This is a genomic window from Robiginitalea sp. (genome assembly GCF_982776155.1).
Map to the genome: position 1 here is coordinate 143,876 of NZ_CEXZKX010000002.1, position 18,045 is coordinate 161,920.

Consider the following 18,045-nt stretch of genomic DNA (forward strand, 5'->3'; position numbering starts at 1 on the left):
ACTCAGTACTCCCCTACGTGAATAATCTTTCCTAAATGGTTAATTCTCACCTTAACTATACCATGAATTGCATTGAGTCCTAGTTGCGGTTTATATGTCAAATTCTTAAGTTCTTTAATCTGCTCAACCGTAGTTTCTAAATGGTGTCTAAAAAAGTAGTTCTTAGTTGCAATTTTCTGAACGCGAAATAAATTTTCACTAATAACCTTGGCATTTGATTCATCCAGTAAATCGATATCACCAGGATTAAAGCCCTCATTGGGAAATACAAACATCTCATTCTGCTTCATTGTAAAGAGGAATTTCCAACCTTTCGGATGTTCCCTCTGAATGACATCTTGCCCCTGGTTTTTTCGGGTAACTGCCTCAAAGAAAGACACCACTTCTTCTTGAAGGTTACCGTCCCCGTCCTTGTAAATTGCAACATGATGGTTATTCCCGGTACTCACGTAGTCTACAGGTTTTAAATGACCGTTTTCTTGCTTCAATACTCGCCCCAAATGATCATTCGCAAAATGTAGAGGCTCCGCATTACTGACGCCTGTTATGGTGACTCGTTTAATTTTAATGCCTTTGGTCTTATTAAGATAAATAGGGTTGGTATCCAGATCCGAAAAGGCTCTTTTGTAATCTCCCTTATACTCTGCAAGACGGTTTTTCATCACATTACGTACCCCTTGATCGATAATTTTTTCTATCAACTTATCGTTCTTGAAATTATTTGGAGTAACATCTTTTCGAATGGTAAATATTTCTTCATAACACAATACTTCTTTCAGCTCTTCTCCATCTACACACAAAGGTCTAGTCTTTAAAGAATTGGTGCTAAATGCTTTTTCCGAATTGCCTTCATATTCCTTCAAGTGTTTTAATACGGCTTCTCTTTGCTTTTTATCAGCAATTAATTGAGCCTGCTCTAAGGAAAATCTTTTATTCAATCGTGTGGGTTTTGCCAAGAGCCTTTTTGACTTACCGTATACAGTTTCTTTATGAAGTTGCCCGCGTGGCGTAAGTTGGACTTTGTAATTCAACTTACCATTTTTCCTTTGGGTCTTATTTACGTTTCTGGTTACGACTTTGTTCTTGGTCTTAAAACTTACAAGAATTGATTCAATATGATCTTTTGCTTCAGTTCTAAAATTATTGAGTGGCGGTCTAAAAATTCGTTTACCCCGCATATTGATTTCGGTAATCTGATTTTCAATATTCCTAATTATCGGGTGGTTATCTTTACTTGTATCTCTTCTAGCATTTAGATTATTGATATACTGGATGTGATTTTTCGTGGTAAATGCTACGGTAAGAGCATCCATAGCATGGTGCCGATGATCATTTCTCTTACTCCAGTCTTTGATGATTTCATACTTCTTAAATTTTCCAGTACCGATATCCAATCGCTCCTCATATATCGTCAATCCCGCTGCTTTATACTTCGGCATGTTCAACTCTTTCATCACATTAACCAAATCCCAATCTTTTCGAAGCTTTTCCGTTATACTACCTGTTGTTACCGTTACGTCGGCGAAAACCTCAAAAAGCATCTCCCTTGCTTTTCGTGCTATATATTGACTATTTCGAAGATCACGTTCAATAAACCCATCGGATATCTCGCTTTGCGCCAACAACAGTTTATTTCTCTTCCCTTTGGTAATGCTCCCTGATTTATATAGCTCTTCTACCCTAGACCTATAACTCTCTAGATTCTGGTTGAATTCCTCGGAGATAAAATCCAATGCTGTCCTATTTCCTTTTTTTAGGTTTATCTCCTTAAATGCTAGTGTTTTGTTTGAGTACGAGTCATCGAATAAAAGAGCTTTCGGAATAATGTGTTCAATATCTATTTCCTTTGAAAAAATTTGATCAGGCGCAATATATCGATCTGTAAACACCTCCTTAAACCCTCTGGATTCTAATTCTTGATATAATCGGTACCTAACGATGTCATTTTTTGTGGGACTAGGTATGCCAAACTTTTTGATAATCAATTTCCGAATATCTTCATTCCGTCGTGTCGCCTCCCCGATGCCTTTTGCCATCTCCGCACGTTCCTTCGCAGACTTCTTAAGTTCCCGTGCCAACTCAATTCGCACTTCATCCGGTTTACCATAAGTTTCTATAATCTGATTGACCACATTGACCATCTGGTTCAAGATTTTCTCAACCACCGGGTTTCGAAGGCTATTCTTTGACAGAAGCTCAAGATGCGGTTTTAATTCGCGATTTTTCAATTGCTCCGATGTCAGGCTACTCGAGTGATTATACCCCGCCAGCCTGCAGGCCTCCGAATAAACATGTCCATCCTTTAGAAAGGGTAATATTTTACGGATTGCCTTTGCCGATAGATTACCATAGTCTTGTGAGAAGGAAATATTCGCCAACATTTTGGCATAATCCGGTTTAAAACCAAACTTATTATGGAGCTTCTTCTTCAATGAAACGGCCGAATTACCGTAAACGATTTTATCCTTCTCTTCAATTTTAAAATCCTCCTCCGCGGAATACAGCAAATGCCATAACTGATAGCTCAATTGCTTATCAATATTCTTTTTTTCAGAATCAAAAGTCAATATTGAAGGATTGATTCCTATTTCAGGAAGGGTGTTTTTTAATTCGTGTAATATCGATTGAGCGTCAGCACTATTCCAATCAATTCCATATCCCTCGTTTTCCGATATTCTTTGATAACAATTAAATAATGTGGCATTCGTTGAGTTTCCTTCTATCTTATCATAATTGGCTTTCCACTTACTGATCCTGCCTAGCTTTATGTGCCTTTTTAAAATTCTCAATAATTCAACCGGTTTGGATGCGCCACGTATTGTTAGATGGTCGAAAAGCTCCTGACGAATCTCGCAATCCAGGTCTTTGACTTTAATCTCCTGGCTTTCCTCTGTGTTCGAAAAAACCAGGGAATTAAGATTCTGCCATATTTTAAACTCTTGAAAAAGTGGTGAGGCTTTAGGAATAACAGGGCGTCCTATTGTCCGCTTTTTAGGCGAACCGGTATCAGGGTCTTCGTATTGCTGCTCCCATCTTTCAAATTGACAATAACTTAATTGTCCCTTTTGAGATTTCAGTTTGCGTTGGAAAAAAATAATTGTATCCCGTATTTCCTCTTTTAACTTAGGCGTCAGTTGGCTGTAGTGCTGCGCTTGAGTTTCCCAGATTCGTTCAAACTCATCTAAATAATCCTGTCGGTAGAAGACTTGATTTTTTAAGGATGTATGTGGATCTTGTTGAAGCTGATTATATAAATATTCCCCGACGGTTTGCCGATTGAAATACAGCTTCTTACTGCGGTCAGATATAGCCCCCAAATAACCGCTAGACTTATTTAGGTCATTATTTATTTCCTGAAGAACTATCACCAATTTCTCAAGTTCGATTTCCTCGCTTAATGCCTTTACCCTCCACTCAAAATTCTCCAGCTTTTTCTCCGCGAATGAACCCTTTCTTTTTACACCCACGATATTGAATGGCTTCTCACAAATAGCCCACGTTTGTTTCTTATTCTTACCTAAAACTTCATGGTACAAACTATTTGTCATGACACCAGGATAGAATTCTATCTGCTTATTCCAAACCCTATTGAATTCAGTAATTAAATCGGAACGATAAAAATCAGGAATATACTTCCTCCCTGCTTTCAGAACTCTCAGAACATATTGCCCAGGCGTAAGGTTTTCATCATATAGTTTTTTGGCAATGGCCATACCATCTATTGATAACCCCTGGTCATCATCTTTTACTTTTCTGTTGCTCTTATATCCTCTTTTCTTGTTTATTGATAGAAGGATTTTGGCTAAATCCTCCAAATCAACTTTTTCTCTTGCCGCTTTAGCGCGAAGTGCAAGTGTCTGGTGGGTTGTATCTTTACCTATTTCGGTCAGGGGCGTATCTCGGCTGATCCACCCATTCTCTTTCATGATTGCTATTAAATCATTCCGACGTAGTTTATATCGTTGAAGATTTCTACGCATACTTCTTTTTAGGGTGCGACTGGCATTAGTCGTCAACGGCCTTCCTTTTTCAAAATCCGTCTTTTCATCTACCGTTAGCGGATTAACCCGAACACCTAGTTTAACAATTGATGAATTTTCATATTTGGCTTCTTTCTCATTCACTAAAGCCCATCCAATTGAATTAGTTCCTAAATCCAATCCCAGAATTCGTTTCATTTTGTTTATTAGTTGGCTTTTATTAGATTTAGAGTCTGAAAGCAATTCACAATAAGGATTATTCCGTTGTGAAAACATCTAAGGACGCCCTCGCCTTTCTACGGGGGCTTTTTTATGCCTTAAAATTAAACAGACTCATTTAAGAGTTCTCAGACCCGTCCATTTTCAGAATTTCGCAGATGCTGATTTAGGCAAAACGGAAGCGACCTGCGTGGGTCGCTTTATCGGGTATACAGATGCCCTGCTGGAAAATCGCAAGAACTCCCTCAAGTTATTATTTTTCCCGTTTCTTCAGATATGGTTTTCCGTAAATACATAGAACATGACACCCCATGCGTCACCATGGTAAGACGGCAGGTTAACCCAAAACGGAGCATATTCAGGCCGGGTATTAAAAGAGTAGAATAGGGAGAAGTCAAAACTTCGCGGTGGGATTGCTTGCCTGGCGGCAAGCTTCCCTGCTCGCTCCATCAACACATTCTCAATAAGGAACAAGTCAAAACTTCGCGGTGGGATTGCTTGCCTGGCGGCAAGCTTCCCTGCTCGCTCCATCAACACATTCTCAATAAGGAACAAGTCAAAACTTCGCGGTGGGATTGCTTGCCTGACGGCAAGCTTCCCTACTCGCTCGTTTTGAAAACCAAAAAAAGAAACGCTTCGCTTACTTCCAAAAAAGAAGCGAGCTTCCTTTTTGGAAGCCCGCTCGCATTTCACTCTTTTTTTGGTTTATTCGTACCTCGGGTGGGATTTATGAATTCATTTTTTTTGACTCAAAATGCCTCTATTTATCTGTTTATCAGATTTTTAAATTGTTAAAGTTCTCTGCTGATTTCCTTCTATTTCCTATTTTTAGTCCTAAACCGTCACTTTTCCGTCACCTGAAAATGGCCGTACATCTAAGAAGTCGAAAACTGAAATCGGGAGATAGAAGTCTCTATTTGGACATTCACCACCATGGCGATCGTTGGAGGGAATTCTTAAAAATACGTATTTCCCCTAAGGATTCTGATCGGACGGAGAAAAAACGAATTGCAGAAAGAATTAGGGCTAATAGAGAATTGGAACTCCTCTCCCAGTCAACCGGACATATTCCAAGTCACCTTACGAACTTGAACTTTTTTGACTTTGCCGAGAATTATCTCAGCAATTATCCATTTAAGGATGTTCGAATTGTACATAATGCCGTTCAAAAATTCAAAGTGGCTTTGGGAAATACCAGATTGACTTTTGCCCAAATTACCCCTAAGGTCATGGAAGCTTTTAAGGACTATCTGATTCATGAATCCGGGCTTACGGGCGAAACCGCGCATAACTATTTCACTCGTTTCAAGAAAATTTTAAAGGCGGCCAAAATTAAAGGATATTTAAGGGAAATGCCTACGGCTGATATTCGCTTTGCGAATCCGAATAAGGACGATACGATCCGGAAACAAGTTCTTGATACGAAAGAATTACAGATTCTGGCTACAACTCACTGCGGAAATTCAGAAGTAAAGCGAGCTTTCCTCTTTGCCTGTTATACTTCCCTGGGCCTGGCAGAAATTAAGCTACTGAAATGGTCGAACATCAATAAAGGCCGCTTGATTACATACCGAAACAAAACGGGAGAAATAATCAATAATCGCCTGAATCCAACAGCCCTAATCATTTTAGGTGAACCAAAAGGTCGAAATGAATTTGTTTTTCAATTGCAAAAGTTGAGTAACAACGGGGTAAATAAAGCAATTGAATACTGGGTGAAACGGGCAGGGATCCAAAAGCACATTACCTTCTATTGTGCCCGGCACACGTTCGCCTGCCAGCTCCTTATTCACGGTGCGAATTTAAAGACCGTAGCAGATGCCATGGGTCACAGCTCAACACAAAGTACCTTGAAATACCTGAATTATGTGCAAAAACTACAAGACGAGGCGATCGACAAATTACCGGTTCTTCAAATTGACTGATTTCACATTGAGAACGCTGTCAAAACCATTTCGCTTACCCATGATGCTACGGAATTGAGTTTTGATATATTATATCTTGTAAGATATCAATGAAGATTATGGATAGTATTTTTATACACATACCTCAACGGTAAATCGAGAGGTCGCAATAAACTAAAGTTAACAACACGAGGAGTTCTGCTGAATAGGTGGACAGGCCACAGTACCGTAAGAACAGAATACACAGCAATCCCCGTCATTTGGTTTTAATACTTGATTGCAATTATCACATTCATAAAAGAATTGACAGGCCGTTGTTGGCATTTCTTCTTCTTTTTTGTGGCCACATTCTGGGCAGGTAATCGTGGATTTTAATATAGTAGTTTCCATAAATAATAGTTAGAGCATATAGGTTAGGTCAGATGCCATTGTAGGATATGAAAATATCATTGTCCGCAAATCGCTTATGGTCATCTTGGTCTTTATCGCCATTGCGAAAAGATTGATGGTTTCTTCACAATGAGGCCCGATAAGATGTGCGCCCAAAATGGTATTGTTATCTTTATCGATGATTGTTTTAAAAGCATATTCATCCATATTCAGGTGTAGACTTCCCAAAAAATCAACTTCTTGTTCTAGGAAAAAGCAAGTACAAAAACCAATATTGTCGTTATCAAGAACAAAAGCACTATGGCAAGTATGCCATAAACTCTGTCTTTCCTACTAATACCATCTTTTGTGGGTTTTCTTTTATTTTTTCTTCGTTTCCTTCGATTCTCGCTCATCATCATACAATTAAAAATTCAGAGTGATTTCAGCGTCGTTCTTAATCTTAAATGACTTAATGCCGCTATGCGACTATTTATACTTACTCCAATATTTATACTTACTCCAATTAGTCATGATAAACAGCGTTACCAGAGTTTATATCACATACATATGAGGGGTATATAGACCGACTTTTGCCGTAGTTATGTTATTTGGCATAACTCTTAATTTTTCCATCTTCTTCTTTTGGATTCCTGACCTTTCTAAAATATAACCCCTTGGACTGTATTTGATTAACGTAATGTGGCCGTTATTTCTCCGCAGGTTAACATTTCCTCTCCGTAATACGGATTACGAATCTCCTTTTCCAGACTTACCCAGTATGCACCATTGTTGCTATCTGCCATTGGACAGTAATTGCTGAAAACGGTTTGATTAATGCCGAAAAGCTGTATTGTGCTTATCATATGGGCCGATAAATGCTTGAAATGACTTCTTTGTTCAGCAATTTCAGTGGCAATTGCAATAGCATTGGCAGAGGCTCTTATTTCCTTTTGAAGAGTCATCCAATGGTTATGAGCCTTATCATTTTCAAGTAATTTCATATCTACCCCGTCAAGGCTTTTCCCGATTTCTTTTGCAGAAGACTGGGCTTTACCCGCGTTGTCGGCGACCAAGGCATCTTTTAAAAGCGTGTACCCTTCAAAAACAACTTTCAGCTGCTCTTGAAAATTATTGGAAACCTTTAAACGCTTGTCCATTTTGGCATGATCAACAGTAGGTTCGGACGTTTCGCTACTTTCTGGTTGCATTCCTAAATGTCCTTCGTGACCCGTCATCGTCTTGCCGCCTTTTGCATTCATCATCGATTTTTTTCCTTGCAACTGGGCAGCGGCATCCACTGTAAAGGTTCCGTTGGTCACTATTTCATCGCCGCCTTCCAGTCCGCTCAAAATGGTAAAACTTTCGCCGTTGGTATTTCCCAATGAGACTTCCCTCATTTCAAAAATCGGTTCGTCGGGGTTGGTCTTTACATAGACGACAGAACGTTCGCCCGTCCACATCACCGCGGTTGAGGGAACGCTTATCACTTTACCCGACTCATCGTTCGGCATATCTATTCTTCCCTCTACGAACATCCCAGGTTTTAATAGGCCTTCCGAATTGTTAAGTACAGCACGGACCATTACCGTTCTCGTAGTGGAATTCAACAGTGGATCCACAAACGATACCTTTGCCGTAAATTCTTTGTTCGGATATGCATTGGTAGTAAGCTTGATTATTTGACCTGTCTTTAGGGATGCTATCTGATTTTCATAGGCATCAAATACCGCCCAGACAGAATTCAGGTTTGCTATTTTATAGAGAGGCTGGCCCTGTTTAACATAGTCTCCTTCTTCGACCAGTTTTTCTGTTACCGTTCCAGATACAGTGGCATAAACGGGAAAGTTTTCTTGAACTTGTCCTGACTCCTCAATACCATTGATTTGTTTATCAGATAGCTTCCATAATTTTAGCTTGTTACGGACGGCCTTGTATAAAGCAGGCTGGGATTCTTTCAACGATGTCGCGGTTAACAATTCCTGCTGTGCCGACACCAGTTCAGGGGAATAAATTGTAGCAAGTAGTCTTCCTTTCGCCACCCTTTCTCCGGCATAGTTTACATACAATCTTTCAATCCTGCCTCCAAAATAAGTAGCCTGTACAGCGTTGGCCTCTTCGTTTTCCCTAATCTTCCCTGAAAGTTTTAAGGAATTTCCATCCATGCCGCCCACACCGACCACAGTAGTACGTATGTTGGCCAAGGCCATAGCATTTTCGGTCATCCTAATTTCATTGGCACTAAGACCTTCGGTCCCGGTATCCGCTGGAATCAAATCCATTCCACAAATAGGACAATCGCCAGGTTCTGGCTGCATAATTTGTGGATGCATAGAGCAGGTCCACATTTGTTCGGCCGTTTCGCCAGAGTGGTCGTGCGTATCTGACATATCTGACAAGTCCTTTACCGCTATCTCATCCTCCGCCGAAATGCTGAAAATAAAGTATCCCGCCAAGAGTCCTACGATAAGGGCCGTTCCAATATAAATGATATTTTTGTTCATAACTTGTTTGTTGTATTGTTCTACAATGTTATTCTTCCTGAAGGCGATTTATCATTGCTTTCATTTCAGAAATTTCTCTCTCTTGGGCTCTAATGATTTCTTCAGCCAGTTTTTTTACTTCCGGGTCTTTTAAATCGGCTCTTTCACTTGTTAAAATGGCTATAGAGTGGTGTGGTATCATCGCTTTCATCCAAAGTATGTCACCGACAGTAGAACGTTGCTCCCTTACCAAGATCAAAGCCCCTGTAAAGAGGATAATACTTCCCAGAACTATAGCCACATTCTTCGTTTTATTTTGGTACATACCACGCATTGCTACAAACATTATGATGGCCATAGCTGCGATACCAAGGCAAACCATATAGAATCGCGTAAGGCTAAACCAAACATGGTCCCATTCATAGGTGTTCAGATACATGGTGATATACATGGCCAAAAAGGAGCAGGAAAGCATTGCAACAAAGCGTGTATACTGATTTTTTGATTTTCCTGAAGTTGTGTTTTCGATTGAATTCATGCTTTTTGGTTATTTTATTACTAATTATTTAAATTTCTTCTTCAGTTTTCTGATTGATAGGGAACTGATGTACCATAGTACAAAACCACTTAAGACTGTTATCAATCCTAAAAGTGAAAATGCCCTTAATAGGACCGTGTTGAAATCATCCCTTCCCTGATAATCCATTGTATGAGTCATCCAAAGGAAATCAAACCAACGCCAATCCCTGTGTCTTACGGTTTGAAATGCACCATTTTCAATAGCAACATAGGCCTTTAAATTTTGAGGTGTTTCATACGAAATTTCATAAGCCGGAAGTGGACGACCTCGATATTCGTGATGTTTATCTACCGTATCGATTCGTTGAATTTCAGCTATTTTTAAATCGGCTAACATATACCTACTTGCAACTTGCTGTGCCTCTTCTTTAGAGATTCCATTTTTCTTTCGACCTGTTCTAGCATTATAAAGCTGTGCTTCATTAATCCAATAGTAGGGCTCATTTGCTATTTCCAGTAGTTCCAAAGATTGGACGGGTTCTTTTGTGGCAAGTTGGGATGTGCCGAGCAAATCATTAAAAGAAGTCTGCACAGGTGATGCCTTTTTATAATGATCACCGTGTATCTCGTCTATGTCTGTCCAGCTGAAATACATACCACTTATTGTCCATATCAGAAACTGAACACCTAAAAAGAGGCCCAAGTAGCGGTGTGTTTTTCTAATCCATTTTGCTGTTTTTCTACTGACCATCCTACTTTATATCAAAAGGAAATTCGATCGTGACTTTTTTCCAACTCATTGAGATTGTTCCAGAGGTTTCTGTTGCTTTAACGATTCTATACTCCAAATGTTCCTTGATTTCTTCTGTAATCTTAGGCGTGACTTTTAACCTTAATACAACATCACTTGCATTAAAGGGAAGTAAACCACCAAAAATTTTGCGGTTTCGAACTCCTGGCGACGAATAATCAATAGGAATTTGCGCATCGCCCACCATAGTCATTGTTTCGGTATGCGGACTAAATGGTTTTTTCTTATCGGATTCAGCGGCTTGAGAAACTGTTTCTACTTCTTTCGTCACATTTTCTTTGGGCCCTTTACATTCTTGTTTGCAGGAAGCGATAAGGAAAATACCAAATACTACTATCATGTTTTTCATTCGTGATGCTCTTAATTTGTGTATCCCTAAAGTATTCTTGTTAACATAACGACTGCCATTGCAATCATAATGGCGTTTTCGATAAAGGTAGCTTCGGTCATTGGTAGTTTGAGTGCTGTCCCCAGACAAGCGCATTGTATTGATTTTTTGTCCAGTAATATTTTGGTAACGCCCACGGTTGTAATTCCCAAAATGACTAGCGTAGCAATCAATGCGATAGGTATTTCAAAACGTATCAAGAACATCAATCCCAGCGCTGATTCGATAAATGGATATACCCAGGCATAGGCTGGCACTACTTTTGCAAGCGGGTCATACATTCTAAAACTATCTGGAAAGCCTTTCAAGTCCAAAATCTTAAAGAAGCTGAAAACAATGAAAAACAACCCCATAAAGTCGAGCATTGCACTATTCCAATTTTCCCGCTGATAGTTCAGTAATATTGTTGCAATAGCGATATACCCTAAAATGATGAGCAAGGGTTTGAGCTGTTGTAGTTTTGATTTTTCAGTCTCCCCCTTCGCGAAAAAGTTATTTGCATCATTATCAGTACTCACCAAAGCATTTTTCTCTGCCCTCTTTTCTGAAATGGTATATTTTTCGGAAAGAACTTTTTGAAATGTTGCAGTATCAATATAGCTATCCATTTGTATAACGGCTTCTTCCTTTTCGAGGTTTACGGATGCGTTTGTGACACCGCTTACTTTTGAAAGCTTATCCTCAACACTAGTACGACAACCATTGCAGGTCATCCCTTGTATGTGATAAGTGTGTTTCATAATTACTTTATAAAGAATTTTACAATCAGTCCACCTACCAACCACACATAACAGATATAAGCAGCATATTTTAGAACGCTTTCCAGAAATGGGCTCTTCGGTGCCATTTCGCTCATTGAGTGCTCTACATCCTTCCTCTTGAAAAACCCCAAGTATATCAGAAATGCTGAAATTGCGAGGAAGGAAATGTTTAAATAGAAGGTATAGTCAATTTTGAAATGATCCTTATCCTGAAACTTGACCTGTGAGGGGTCTGGCAATATACTCATCAGGTCAAAAGAGTAATGCAACACCAATGAGGCTACTATTAATGCGGTGAATAATAGGAATAAAATAAAAATCGACATTTTCCAGCCGTAATATTTAGCGTTGATTCGCAGTACTGGAAAGACCACCAAGTCGCTAAAAATAAAGGCCATAACCCCAGCAAAACTCACGCCCTTGCCAAATAGTAATGCTGCCAAAGGAATGTTGCCCATAGACCCAATGAAAGTTAAAAATGCTGCGACAGGCCCAACGATGACATGTTCGAGTATTTCCAAAAATGTAAAATCGGTATTTCCCTGGCCACTATTTATGAATAGTGTTTGGAAAAATGAATCAGGGACGAATGCTGCTACTATTCCGGCAATTGTAAAGCCTACGGTTACGTCTTTCCACACCATCTGCCATTCCATCTTGTATTTCTTGGCAACTCGTGCCCAGCTATTCTCTTGCTGAATCTGCTTTTTCCAGTCTTGGTTGTCAGACATTTCATCATCTTCCTGCCCTTCTAGATTTTTACGTGCTTCTTCAATCAGTTTTATGGGGTTGACAGTACGGATGAGAATCCACGAAATTAATATCAATAACAAGCCCCCCATATATTCACCGACCACAAATTGCCATCCTAAAAAAATTGAAATGATAATTCCTAATTCTATAACTAAATTGGTCGATGCCAATAAGAATGCGACAGAAGAGACAAAGCTCGCCCCCTTCTTAAATAGAGACTTTGCACTTGCCAAAGCCGCAAAACTACACGAGCTGCTAATGAACCCGAAAAACGTACCCAACAGCACACTTTTGGATTCGTCTTTTCCCATAGTTCTCTGCATTCGTTTTTCGGTCACAAATATCTGTATCATACTACTTATGATGTAGCCCAAAATGAATGCCCAAAGCGCCATCCAGAAAAACCCGGTAGTCGTATAGGCTGCTTCTCCCCATTGTTGTAAAAATTCACTCACAGGTTAAATTTTATTATTTTGCATTTCTGGATGATGAATGTGTTTTTATTATCTGCCATTTACCATCTACCCTTTTAAGGATAGAAGTTGCCACCCCCTTTTTCTTTATCGTTCTACCCTCGCCTTTATCATTTGGGTTGAGAACGATGGTGTAGATGTAGGTTTCAGTAGTAAATGCGTAGGGCAAGTCCACTTCTACATCAATTTGATAATCTGAAAAATCAAACTTTTTGAAATGCTCTAATTCTGGTCCTAGGTGATGTTCTATGTAGTGCGCATAGGAGCCCTCGACTCCACCGGATTCAAATACTTCTGAGTCGCTTGCAAATAACTCGTAAGTACCTTCGGTCGTAAGGTTTTGTAGGGCCTCTTTATATGATTTCATTACTTTAAGCACAGCTTCTTTTTCCTTCTTCGCATTTTGACAGTACACTTGACTCGTGGTTATTGCGAAAAGCGTTAAGATTGTAGTTAATTTTCTCATCTTTTTAAGTTTTAAGGTTATTTACTCGAATTCTATTCACATTTGCAATACCAAAGACGAGCACAAAAAATCTAAGGGCCACTTCAAGGACCACCAAGGTTTTAGCTGTAACGGTTATTGGAACTATATCGCCGTATCCCACAGATGAGAATGTAATCAAACTGAAATAGGACATGTTGAAAAATGCCAACAGTCCATTACTTCCCGAACTATTATTTATTTTAAAATGAGCAGAATCAATAAGGTGTAATGCCGTGTAATCTATTGCAAATGAAAAAACTATCAGTATGATTAGATATCCGAACAAAACCAAAACGTGGCTCAATAAATGGCTCTGACCAATAATTTTCATCAATTGATTAAAGGATAAGGCTATTATAAAACCTATCTTACTTAGCGTAAGTGCTAAAAGTATAATCACAACATAAGAAGCATCAATATTAGGCAGGACATAGAGCCCGATAGCAGTAGCAAGAAGCACAATCAATAGTACGTACTTTGAACTATTGAAAAGTTGCCAATAAAAGGCAGCTGTGGTTTCTATATCTTTTTCTTCACTCACTCCTTTGAGGGGTTTACAAAAATTTCGTCATAAGTCTTTGTCTCGGTTTCGTTTATACGCCTAACAATGTATTTTTTTTGTATGCCCTTCCTATTTTCAAGGCCCATTGAACCCAGTAACTCTTTAAAAGCTTCCATCGTGTTTTTATGGTAATTTGCCACTTTGGCCTTCTTATCTTCCACAACTAAAGATTTTACCCTCGACGGCTCCATTGTGGTAATTCCCGTAGGACATTTGTCCAAATTGCATTTTAACGATTGTACACAGCCCAGGGCAAACATCATTCCTCTGGCACTATAGCATGCATCTGCTCCAAGTGCGAGCATTCGATAGATATCAAAAGCCGAAATGATTTTCCCTGCAGCCATTAATTTTATCTCATCGCGAATCTTGTGTTTTACTAACGTAGAATGCGCAAAATGAATGGCCTCTACTATTGGCAGCCCTGCCCAATGTAGGGATTCCATATGGGCAGCGCCCGTACCTCCTTCGGCACCATCGATGGCTATGAAGTCTGGATAATTTTGATTTTTAGCCAAACTTTGAGCCATACTATCAAATTCATCTTTCTGCCCGATACATAGTTTTATTCCTATAGGTTTGCCATTGGAAAGTTTTCTCAATTTATCAATGAAAAAAATCATTTCCTCATCGCTTCCAAAGGCTGAGTGATGCGGAGGTGATAAAATTTGTTTACCCTTTTCAACAACCCTGAATTTTGCAATTTCTTCTGTGTTTTTCTTTGCAGGTAGTATCGCACCAAATCCTGGTTTGGCCCCTTGTGAAATTTTGATCTCGATCATTTTTACTACCTCATGCAAGGCGATATCCCTAAACTTTTCAGTGTCAAAATTACCTTCTTTGGTACGGCATCCGAAGTAACCGGTTCCGATTTGAAATATGATATCAGCACCATATTCTTGGTGATAAGGCGTAAAACCACCTTCGCCCGTATTCTGGGCAAAACCAGCAATTTTAGCACCGCCATTAAGGGCCAAGGTTGCGTTTTTGCTAATTGAGCCGTAGCTCATTCCTGACAGATTTAGTATGCTTGAAGAATAGGGCTGTGTGCACAAAGAACTACCCACCGTTACCCTGAAATCATCGTTTACTTCTTTTACCGGATAGGTGGAATGTGTAAACCATTCACGACCCACCTTATCATACGGTATTTGTGTGCCAAAAGGCTGGCTTTTATTAGCATCCGCGGCACGCTTATAGATTATTTCCTTTTGTATCCAGTTAAAGGGCTTTCCTTCCGCCCTGTTCAGGAGAACGATTTCTTGGAATACATGCCGTTGTTTTTCCAGAAGATTGGTTATTCTTCCAAATAATGGATAGGTACGCCTTATGTTGTTGGATTTCTGACAATAATCGATCAGTCCTAAAATCAACAAAGGAATTATTATTAAAGCGACACCCCACCATAAAGGGTACAAAATGAGCATGGCTGCCAATACCAAAACCAATAAAACGCTCATAATAATAAATCCTCTTCTCATTGTCCTTGATTCGTTAAAATGCCTATCACTTTCATTGTAGTCCAGCCTTCTATATAATCCAACTGCGAACCATGATGTCCTGCCTCGGACAATGCTATTTCAAATCCACGGTGCATTTTGATCCAAAACAGGCTTATTATTTTCAGATTAGCAGCAAGGACACTTGACCATAGTGTTCAATCGGCATATTAATCGTGTTATGCCAATACACGTTTTGCCATTTCTGTTAATCCCTCTGAACGCCGATGTACCCAAATACTGGCCACATACGTCCCAATAAACCAAGATGAAAAAATATACTGGCAAGGGTCAATTTGGCCAAAAGAAATTGTTTTGTTTTGCTGTTTGTTATTGCTTGTATCGCAACAATCTTTCATGCTATTCATTCTTTGTGCCTGTCAAGGGAAGGGCATTAAACACTAACCATTTACTAAATATTCCCTTCCCATAACAGGACTTTGTTCATCGACACTATTGTCTGGGCAGAAATGGGAAATGCTAAATAATTAACCAAATAAAAACGCTTCCCAAGCCCGCCTAGAGCTATATCTTACTATACTTTTTCCTTTATAAACTTCTTGCAAATCAAAAAAATCAGCCATGGCAATATTGTAAACTGAAGTACGGGAGACAGGCCCACTTCTACTATTGGCAATCGCGGCATGGCATCGGCATAGGACCAATCACCCCTAGCGGTATGCCAAACCTCAGCCAGGATCGCCCCGAAAAATCCGACAAGGACCAAGAACAATATTCTTTTCAACCCCCAATTTTGCATCCAATACACATCTTTAAAAATGAGTCCGAATGCAAAAAGAAGTATGAATACCATCAACATATCGGCGACGGATGCCAAAGCACAGAAGGAAATATGTTTCAAATCGTATTCGAACCCTTCGTACAGTGGGCCCTGAGTTAGCTCCCATATAAAATTCAACATAAAAGCCGTTACTGCCACTGCAAACACAAACCTCTTATATTCCCCTTCGTCTTTTACCTGTTTCGCAAAATATAAATAGCCCAAAATGACCAAAGTCAACACTATGGTGGGCACAACGAAAATGCCAAGGGTTAATTCTTCCATTTATTTTCTATTTAGACTGCTTTTGTAGCACTAAAATTGGCGTTCAATTCTATGGCCAATACCAACCGGATATTACCTGAAAGGGAAGGGGCTAACCAACTAACCAACCAAACTAAATCGCCCCTTCCCATATCAGGCTTTAATTATTCGATTACTTCCGCCACCTTTCCACAACTGAGCATTTGGGCGCCGTAATATGGGTTACGGATGTCCTCGACAGAGGATAACCAATAGGCGCCCCCATTCAAGGCCATAGGACAAAAATCCTTATACAATTTGCCGGATGTTATTTTTCCTCTCAAAAGTGCTTCCATTTCAGTGCTCAGTTCTGAAAATGCTTTTCGCTGTACCTTTAAGATATCCGTAGCGGCAATCTTTTGTGATGCCGATAATGCGGCATCGGCACCTTCAACTTTACCAAGTGCTTCGTTCAACATCTCAGCACCCTTTTGGGCATCTCCAGGATTTGAACCGACCAGATCATTTTTTACGTGCTCATAATGTTCGTAGGCATAGGCCACATTCTCATTACCGAACTCAACAGGCGTTTGCTTCATTTCCATTTTGCTATGGTCATGGTTCAACTTTATCTTTTCCTGTGCGTAAGAAAAAGTAAGGGTCAGTATCACAACGGCTGAAACCCCGTTTTTCAAAATTTTCATTGTTACCCTTTTTAAGTTATTCAATTATAGACTGTCCTTTAATTTTGATACCCAATCCAAAACGATTTTCTTTTCGGTGTCCGAAAGTCTTGCATCCCTATGGATGAGGGTGTACGATGTAAGGGGCATTTCATCATCCTCGATTTGGCTTATAATGGATTTTAGTTTGCTATTCTTTCTTCGCGATGAATAGGAATCCCATTCATTAAAATTCAATTCTTCCTTGCCATGCTCCACATGGTCTTCCAAGTACCACGCTACCGGTTGCACCTTGTTGTACCAAGGATAGTCGGTATTGTTACTGTGGCAGTCATAACAAGAGGTCTTAATGATGCTCTCAACATTTTTTGGCACCTCGTTTACGACCATAAAGTCCGTTTTTGGTACCACATCGCTTTTATTGCGTTCGGTGGGCACAAATTGGATGCCCACCAATGCAACCAGCAAAATCCATCCTGTGACCTTTACCGCCTTCACTTAATTGATCTGCTTTTGTACACTACCGCAGGTCATCATTTTACTTCCGTAATAAGGGTTTTTTATTTCTTCAGTGGCACTCAACCATTGTGCTCCCTTATTATTGTTGTACATGGGACAATAGGCTTGGTAAAGTGTTCTTTCCGAACCTGTTATAGCCAATAGGTCAATGACATCTTTGCTCAAAATATCAAAGTGCTCGCGTTGGTGCCCGATGTCGCTTTTGGCTATATGTTCCGCATGCTCTGTGGCATCTTCAATAATGTCTGCTAACTCGGCCCGTTGTTGGACTGAAAATTTGCTCGTGTCAAAATCCTTAAGACTACCTTCCAGCTTTTCCCCTGCCGTTGCTGCACCGTCTTTATCATCTGATACAAGGGCGTTTTTGAGCGCTAGATAATCCGCGACGACTTCTGATGACATCATAGCCATTCCGCCCTGGTTCATATTATCTTGGTCCATTTGTGAATGGTCTTCCATGGTACCGTCCATGTGGCCGCTGTCATCCAGATGTTCGGTATTGTGGCCTTCTTGGTTTTCTTGCTCCTTATTCTTGTCTTTACAAGATGTGGCCATTAGGGCTATGATTGCCATGGCCAAGATTCCGGTTGTTACGTTTGCTTTTTTCATTT

Annotated in this window: 18 protein-coding genes; 1 reads left to right on the top strand and 17 read right to left on the bottom strand. The window is 39.8% G+C overall.

Going from position 1 to position 18,045, the window contains the following annotated elements:
* Positions 1-2: 2 nt before the first annotated feature.
* Both cas9 and AC3DKS_RS04200 read right to left on the bottom strand, forming a co-directional pair.
* Complete coding sequence (gene cas9 / locus AC3DKS_RS04195) at positions 3-4,178, bottom strand: type II CRISPR RNA-guided endonuclease Cas9 (RefSeq protein WP_272606734.1); 4,176 nt, start codon at positions 4,176-4,178, stop codon at positions 3-5.
* A gap of 291 nt (positions 4,179-4,469) precedes the next feature.
* Positions 4,470-4,892 carry a hypothetical protein gene (locus AC3DKS_RS04200; protein ID WP_272606735.1) on the bottom strand — a complete coding sequence of 141 codons (423 nt, stop codon included), beginning with the start codon at positions 4,890-4,892 and terminating at the stop codon, positions 4,470-4,472.
* A gap of 170 nt (positions 4,893-5,062) precedes the next feature.
* Here AC3DKS_RS04200 and AC3DKS_RS04205 point away from each other — a divergent pair, with 170 nt between their 5' ends.
* Positions 5,063-6,124 (top strand): site-specific integrase, encoded by a 1,062-nt coding sequence (locus tag AC3DKS_RS04205; protein WP_012813849.1) that lies wholly within the window; start codon positions 5,063-5,065, stop codon positions 6,122-6,124.
* 159 nt (positions 6,125-6,283) lie between these two features.
* Here the strand turns inward: AC3DKS_RS04205 and AC3DKS_RS04210 are convergent, their stop codons facing one another.
* The 15 genes from AC3DKS_RS04210 to AC3DKS_RS04280 form a co-directional block, all read right to left on the bottom strand.
* Positions 6,284-6,493, bottom strand: coding sequence for a GDCCVxC domain-containing (seleno)protein (locus AC3DKS_RS04210; RefSeq protein ID WP_474730860.1), 210 nt, complete (start codon positions 6,491-6,493; stop codon positions 6,284-6,286).
* A 9-nt stretch (positions 6,494-6,502) separates the two neighbouring features.
* Positions 6,503-6,700, bottom strand: a complete 198-nt coding sequence (locus tag AC3DKS_RS04215; RefSeq protein ID WP_012813850.1) for a hypothetical protein — start codon at positions 6,698-6,700, stop codon at positions 6,503-6,505.
* A gap of 464 nt (positions 6,701-7,164) precedes the next feature.
* Positions 7,165-8,976, bottom strand: a complete 1,812-nt coding sequence (locus tag AC3DKS_RS04220; RefSeq protein ID WP_012813851.1) for an efflux RND transporter periplasmic adaptor subunit — start codon at positions 8,974-8,976, stop codon at positions 7,165-7,167.
* Between the two features lie 28 nt (positions 8,977-9,004).
* Positions 9,005-9,493: a DUF305 domain-containing protein gene (locus AC3DKS_RS04225; protein ID WP_148214265.1), complete on the bottom strand. Its 489-nt coding sequence runs from the start codon at positions 9,491-9,493 to the stop codon at positions 9,005-9,007.
* A 24-nt stretch (positions 9,494-9,517) separates the two neighbouring features.
* Positions 9,518-10,225, bottom strand: a complete 708-nt coding sequence (locus AC3DKS_RS04230) for a PepSY domain-containing protein (RefSeq protein WP_272606736.1) — start codon at positions 10,223-10,225, stop codon at positions 9,518-9,520.
* Position 10,226: 1 nt separating this feature from the next.
* Positions 10,227-10,625, bottom strand: a complete 399-nt coding sequence (locus tag AC3DKS_RS04235) for a DUF2911 domain-containing protein (RefSeq protein ID WP_488072523.1) — start codon at positions 10,623-10,625, stop codon at positions 10,227-10,229.
* A gap of 35 nt (positions 10,626-10,660) precedes the next feature.
* Complete coding sequence (locus AC3DKS_RS04240; RefSeq protein WP_015752919.1) at positions 10,661-11,413, bottom strand: heavy-metal-associated domain-containing protein; 753 nt, start codon at positions 11,411-11,413, stop codon at positions 10,661-10,663.
* A gap of 2 nt (positions 11,414-11,415) precedes the next feature.
* Positions 11,416-12,642 (bottom strand): permease, encoded by a 1,227-nt coding sequence (locus tag AC3DKS_RS04245; protein WP_041326885.1) that lies wholly within the window; start codon positions 12,640-12,642, stop codon positions 11,416-11,418.
* A gap of 13 nt (positions 12,643-12,655) precedes the next feature.
* Positions 12,656-13,126 carry a YybH family protein gene (locus tag AC3DKS_RS04250; RefSeq protein WP_015752921.1) on the bottom strand — a complete coding sequence of 157 codons (471 nt, stop codon included), beginning with the start codon at positions 13,124-13,126 and terminating at the stop codon, positions 12,656-12,658.
* 4 nt (positions 13,127-13,130) lie between these two features.
* Positions 13,131-13,688, bottom strand: a complete 558-nt coding sequence (locus AC3DKS_RS04255) for an ion channel (RefSeq protein ID WP_015752922.1) — start codon at positions 13,686-13,688, stop codon at positions 13,131-13,133.
* Positions 13,685-15,190 carry an FMN-binding glutamate synthase family protein gene (locus tag AC3DKS_RS04260; RefSeq protein ID WP_015752923.1) on the bottom strand — a complete coding sequence of 502 codons (1,506 nt, stop codon included), beginning with the start codon at positions 15,188-15,190 and terminating at the stop codon, positions 13,685-13,687. The genes AC3DKS_RS04255 and AC3DKS_RS04260 overlap by 4 nt, the downstream gene beginning before the upstream one ends.
* A 553-nt stretch (positions 15,191-15,743) precedes the next feature.
* Positions 15,744-16,274: a hypothetical protein gene (locus AC3DKS_RS04265; RefSeq protein WP_015752924.1), complete on the bottom strand. Its 531-nt coding sequence runs from the start codon at positions 16,272-16,274 to the stop codon at positions 15,744-15,746.
* Positions 16,275-16,417: 143 nt separating this feature from the next.
* Entirely contained in the window at positions 16,418-16,936 is a 519-nt protein-coding gene (locus tag AC3DKS_RS04270; RefSeq protein WP_015752925.1) for a DUF3347 domain-containing protein, read from the bottom strand.
* 24 nt (positions 16,937-16,960) lie between these two features.
* Positions 16,961-17,413: a heme-binding domain-containing protein gene (locus tag AC3DKS_RS04275; RefSeq protein ID WP_015752926.1), complete on the bottom strand. Its 453-nt coding sequence runs from the start codon at positions 17,411-17,413 to the stop codon at positions 16,961-16,963.
* Positions 17,414-18,043, bottom strand: a complete 630-nt coding sequence (locus AC3DKS_RS04280) for a DUF3347 domain-containing protein (RefSeq protein WP_015752927.1) — start codon at positions 18,041-18,043, stop codon at positions 17,414-17,416.
* Positions 18,044-18,045 lie beyond the last annotated feature (2 nt).

Excerpts from the sequence above, each read along its gene's own strand:
- AC3DKS_RS04220 (WP_012813851.1), bottom strand. The coding sequence starts at position 8,976 with ATGAACAAAAATATCATTTATATTGGAACGGCCCTTATCGTAGGACTC.
- AC3DKS_RS04270 (WP_015752925.1), bottom strand. The coding sequence starts at position 16,936 with ATGAAAATTTTGAAAAACGGGGTTTCAGCCGTTGTGATACTGACCCTT.
- AC3DKS_RS04230 (WP_272606736.1), bottom strand. The coding sequence starts at position 10,225 with ATGGTCAGTAGAAAAACAGCAAAATGGATTAGAAAAACACACCGCTAC.
- AC3DKS_RS04215 (WP_012813850.1), bottom strand. The coding sequence starts at position 6,700 with ATGGATGAATATGCTTTTAAAACAATCATCGATAAAGATAACAATACC.
- AC3DKS_RS04265 (WP_015752924.1), bottom strand. The coding sequence starts at position 16,274 with ATGGAAGAATTAACCCTTGGCATTTTCGTTGTGCCCACCATAGTGTTG.
- AC3DKS_RS04250 (WP_015752921.1), bottom strand. The coding sequence starts at position 13,126 with ATGAGAAAATTAACTACAATCTTAACGCTTTTCGCAATAACCACGAGT.
- AC3DKS_RS04280 (WP_015752927.1), bottom strand. The coding sequence starts at position 18,043 with ATGAAAAAAGCAAACGTAACAACCGGAATCTTGGCCATGGCAATCATA.
- AC3DKS_RS04225 (WP_148214265.1), bottom strand. The coding sequence starts at position 9,493 with ATGAATTCAATCGAAAACACAACTTCAGGAAAATCAAAAAATCAGTAT.
- AC3DKS_RS04260 (WP_015752923.1), bottom strand. The coding sequence starts at position 15,190 with ATGAGAAGAGGATTTATTATTATGAGCGTTTTATTGGTTTTGGTATTG.
- AC3DKS_RS04210 (WP_474730860.1), bottom strand. The coding sequence starts at position 6,493 with ATGGAAACTACTATATTAAAATCCACGATTACCTGCCCAGAATGTGGC.
- AC3DKS_RS04240 (WP_015752919.1), bottom strand. The coding sequence starts at position 11,413 with ATGAAACACACTTATCACATACAAGGGATGACCTGCAATGGTTGTCGT.
- cas9 (WP_272606734.1), bottom strand. The coding sequence starts at position 4,178 with ATGAAACGAATTCTGGGATTGGATTTAGGAACTAATTCAATTGGATGG.
- AC3DKS_RS04205 (WP_012813849.1), top strand. The coding sequence starts at position 5,063 with ATGGCCGTACATCTAAGAAGTCGAAAACTGAAATCGGGAGATAGAAGT.
- AC3DKS_RS04235 (WP_488072523.1), bottom strand. The coding sequence starts at position 10,625 with ATGATAGTAGTATTTGGTATTTTCCTTATCGCTTCCTGCAAACAAGAA.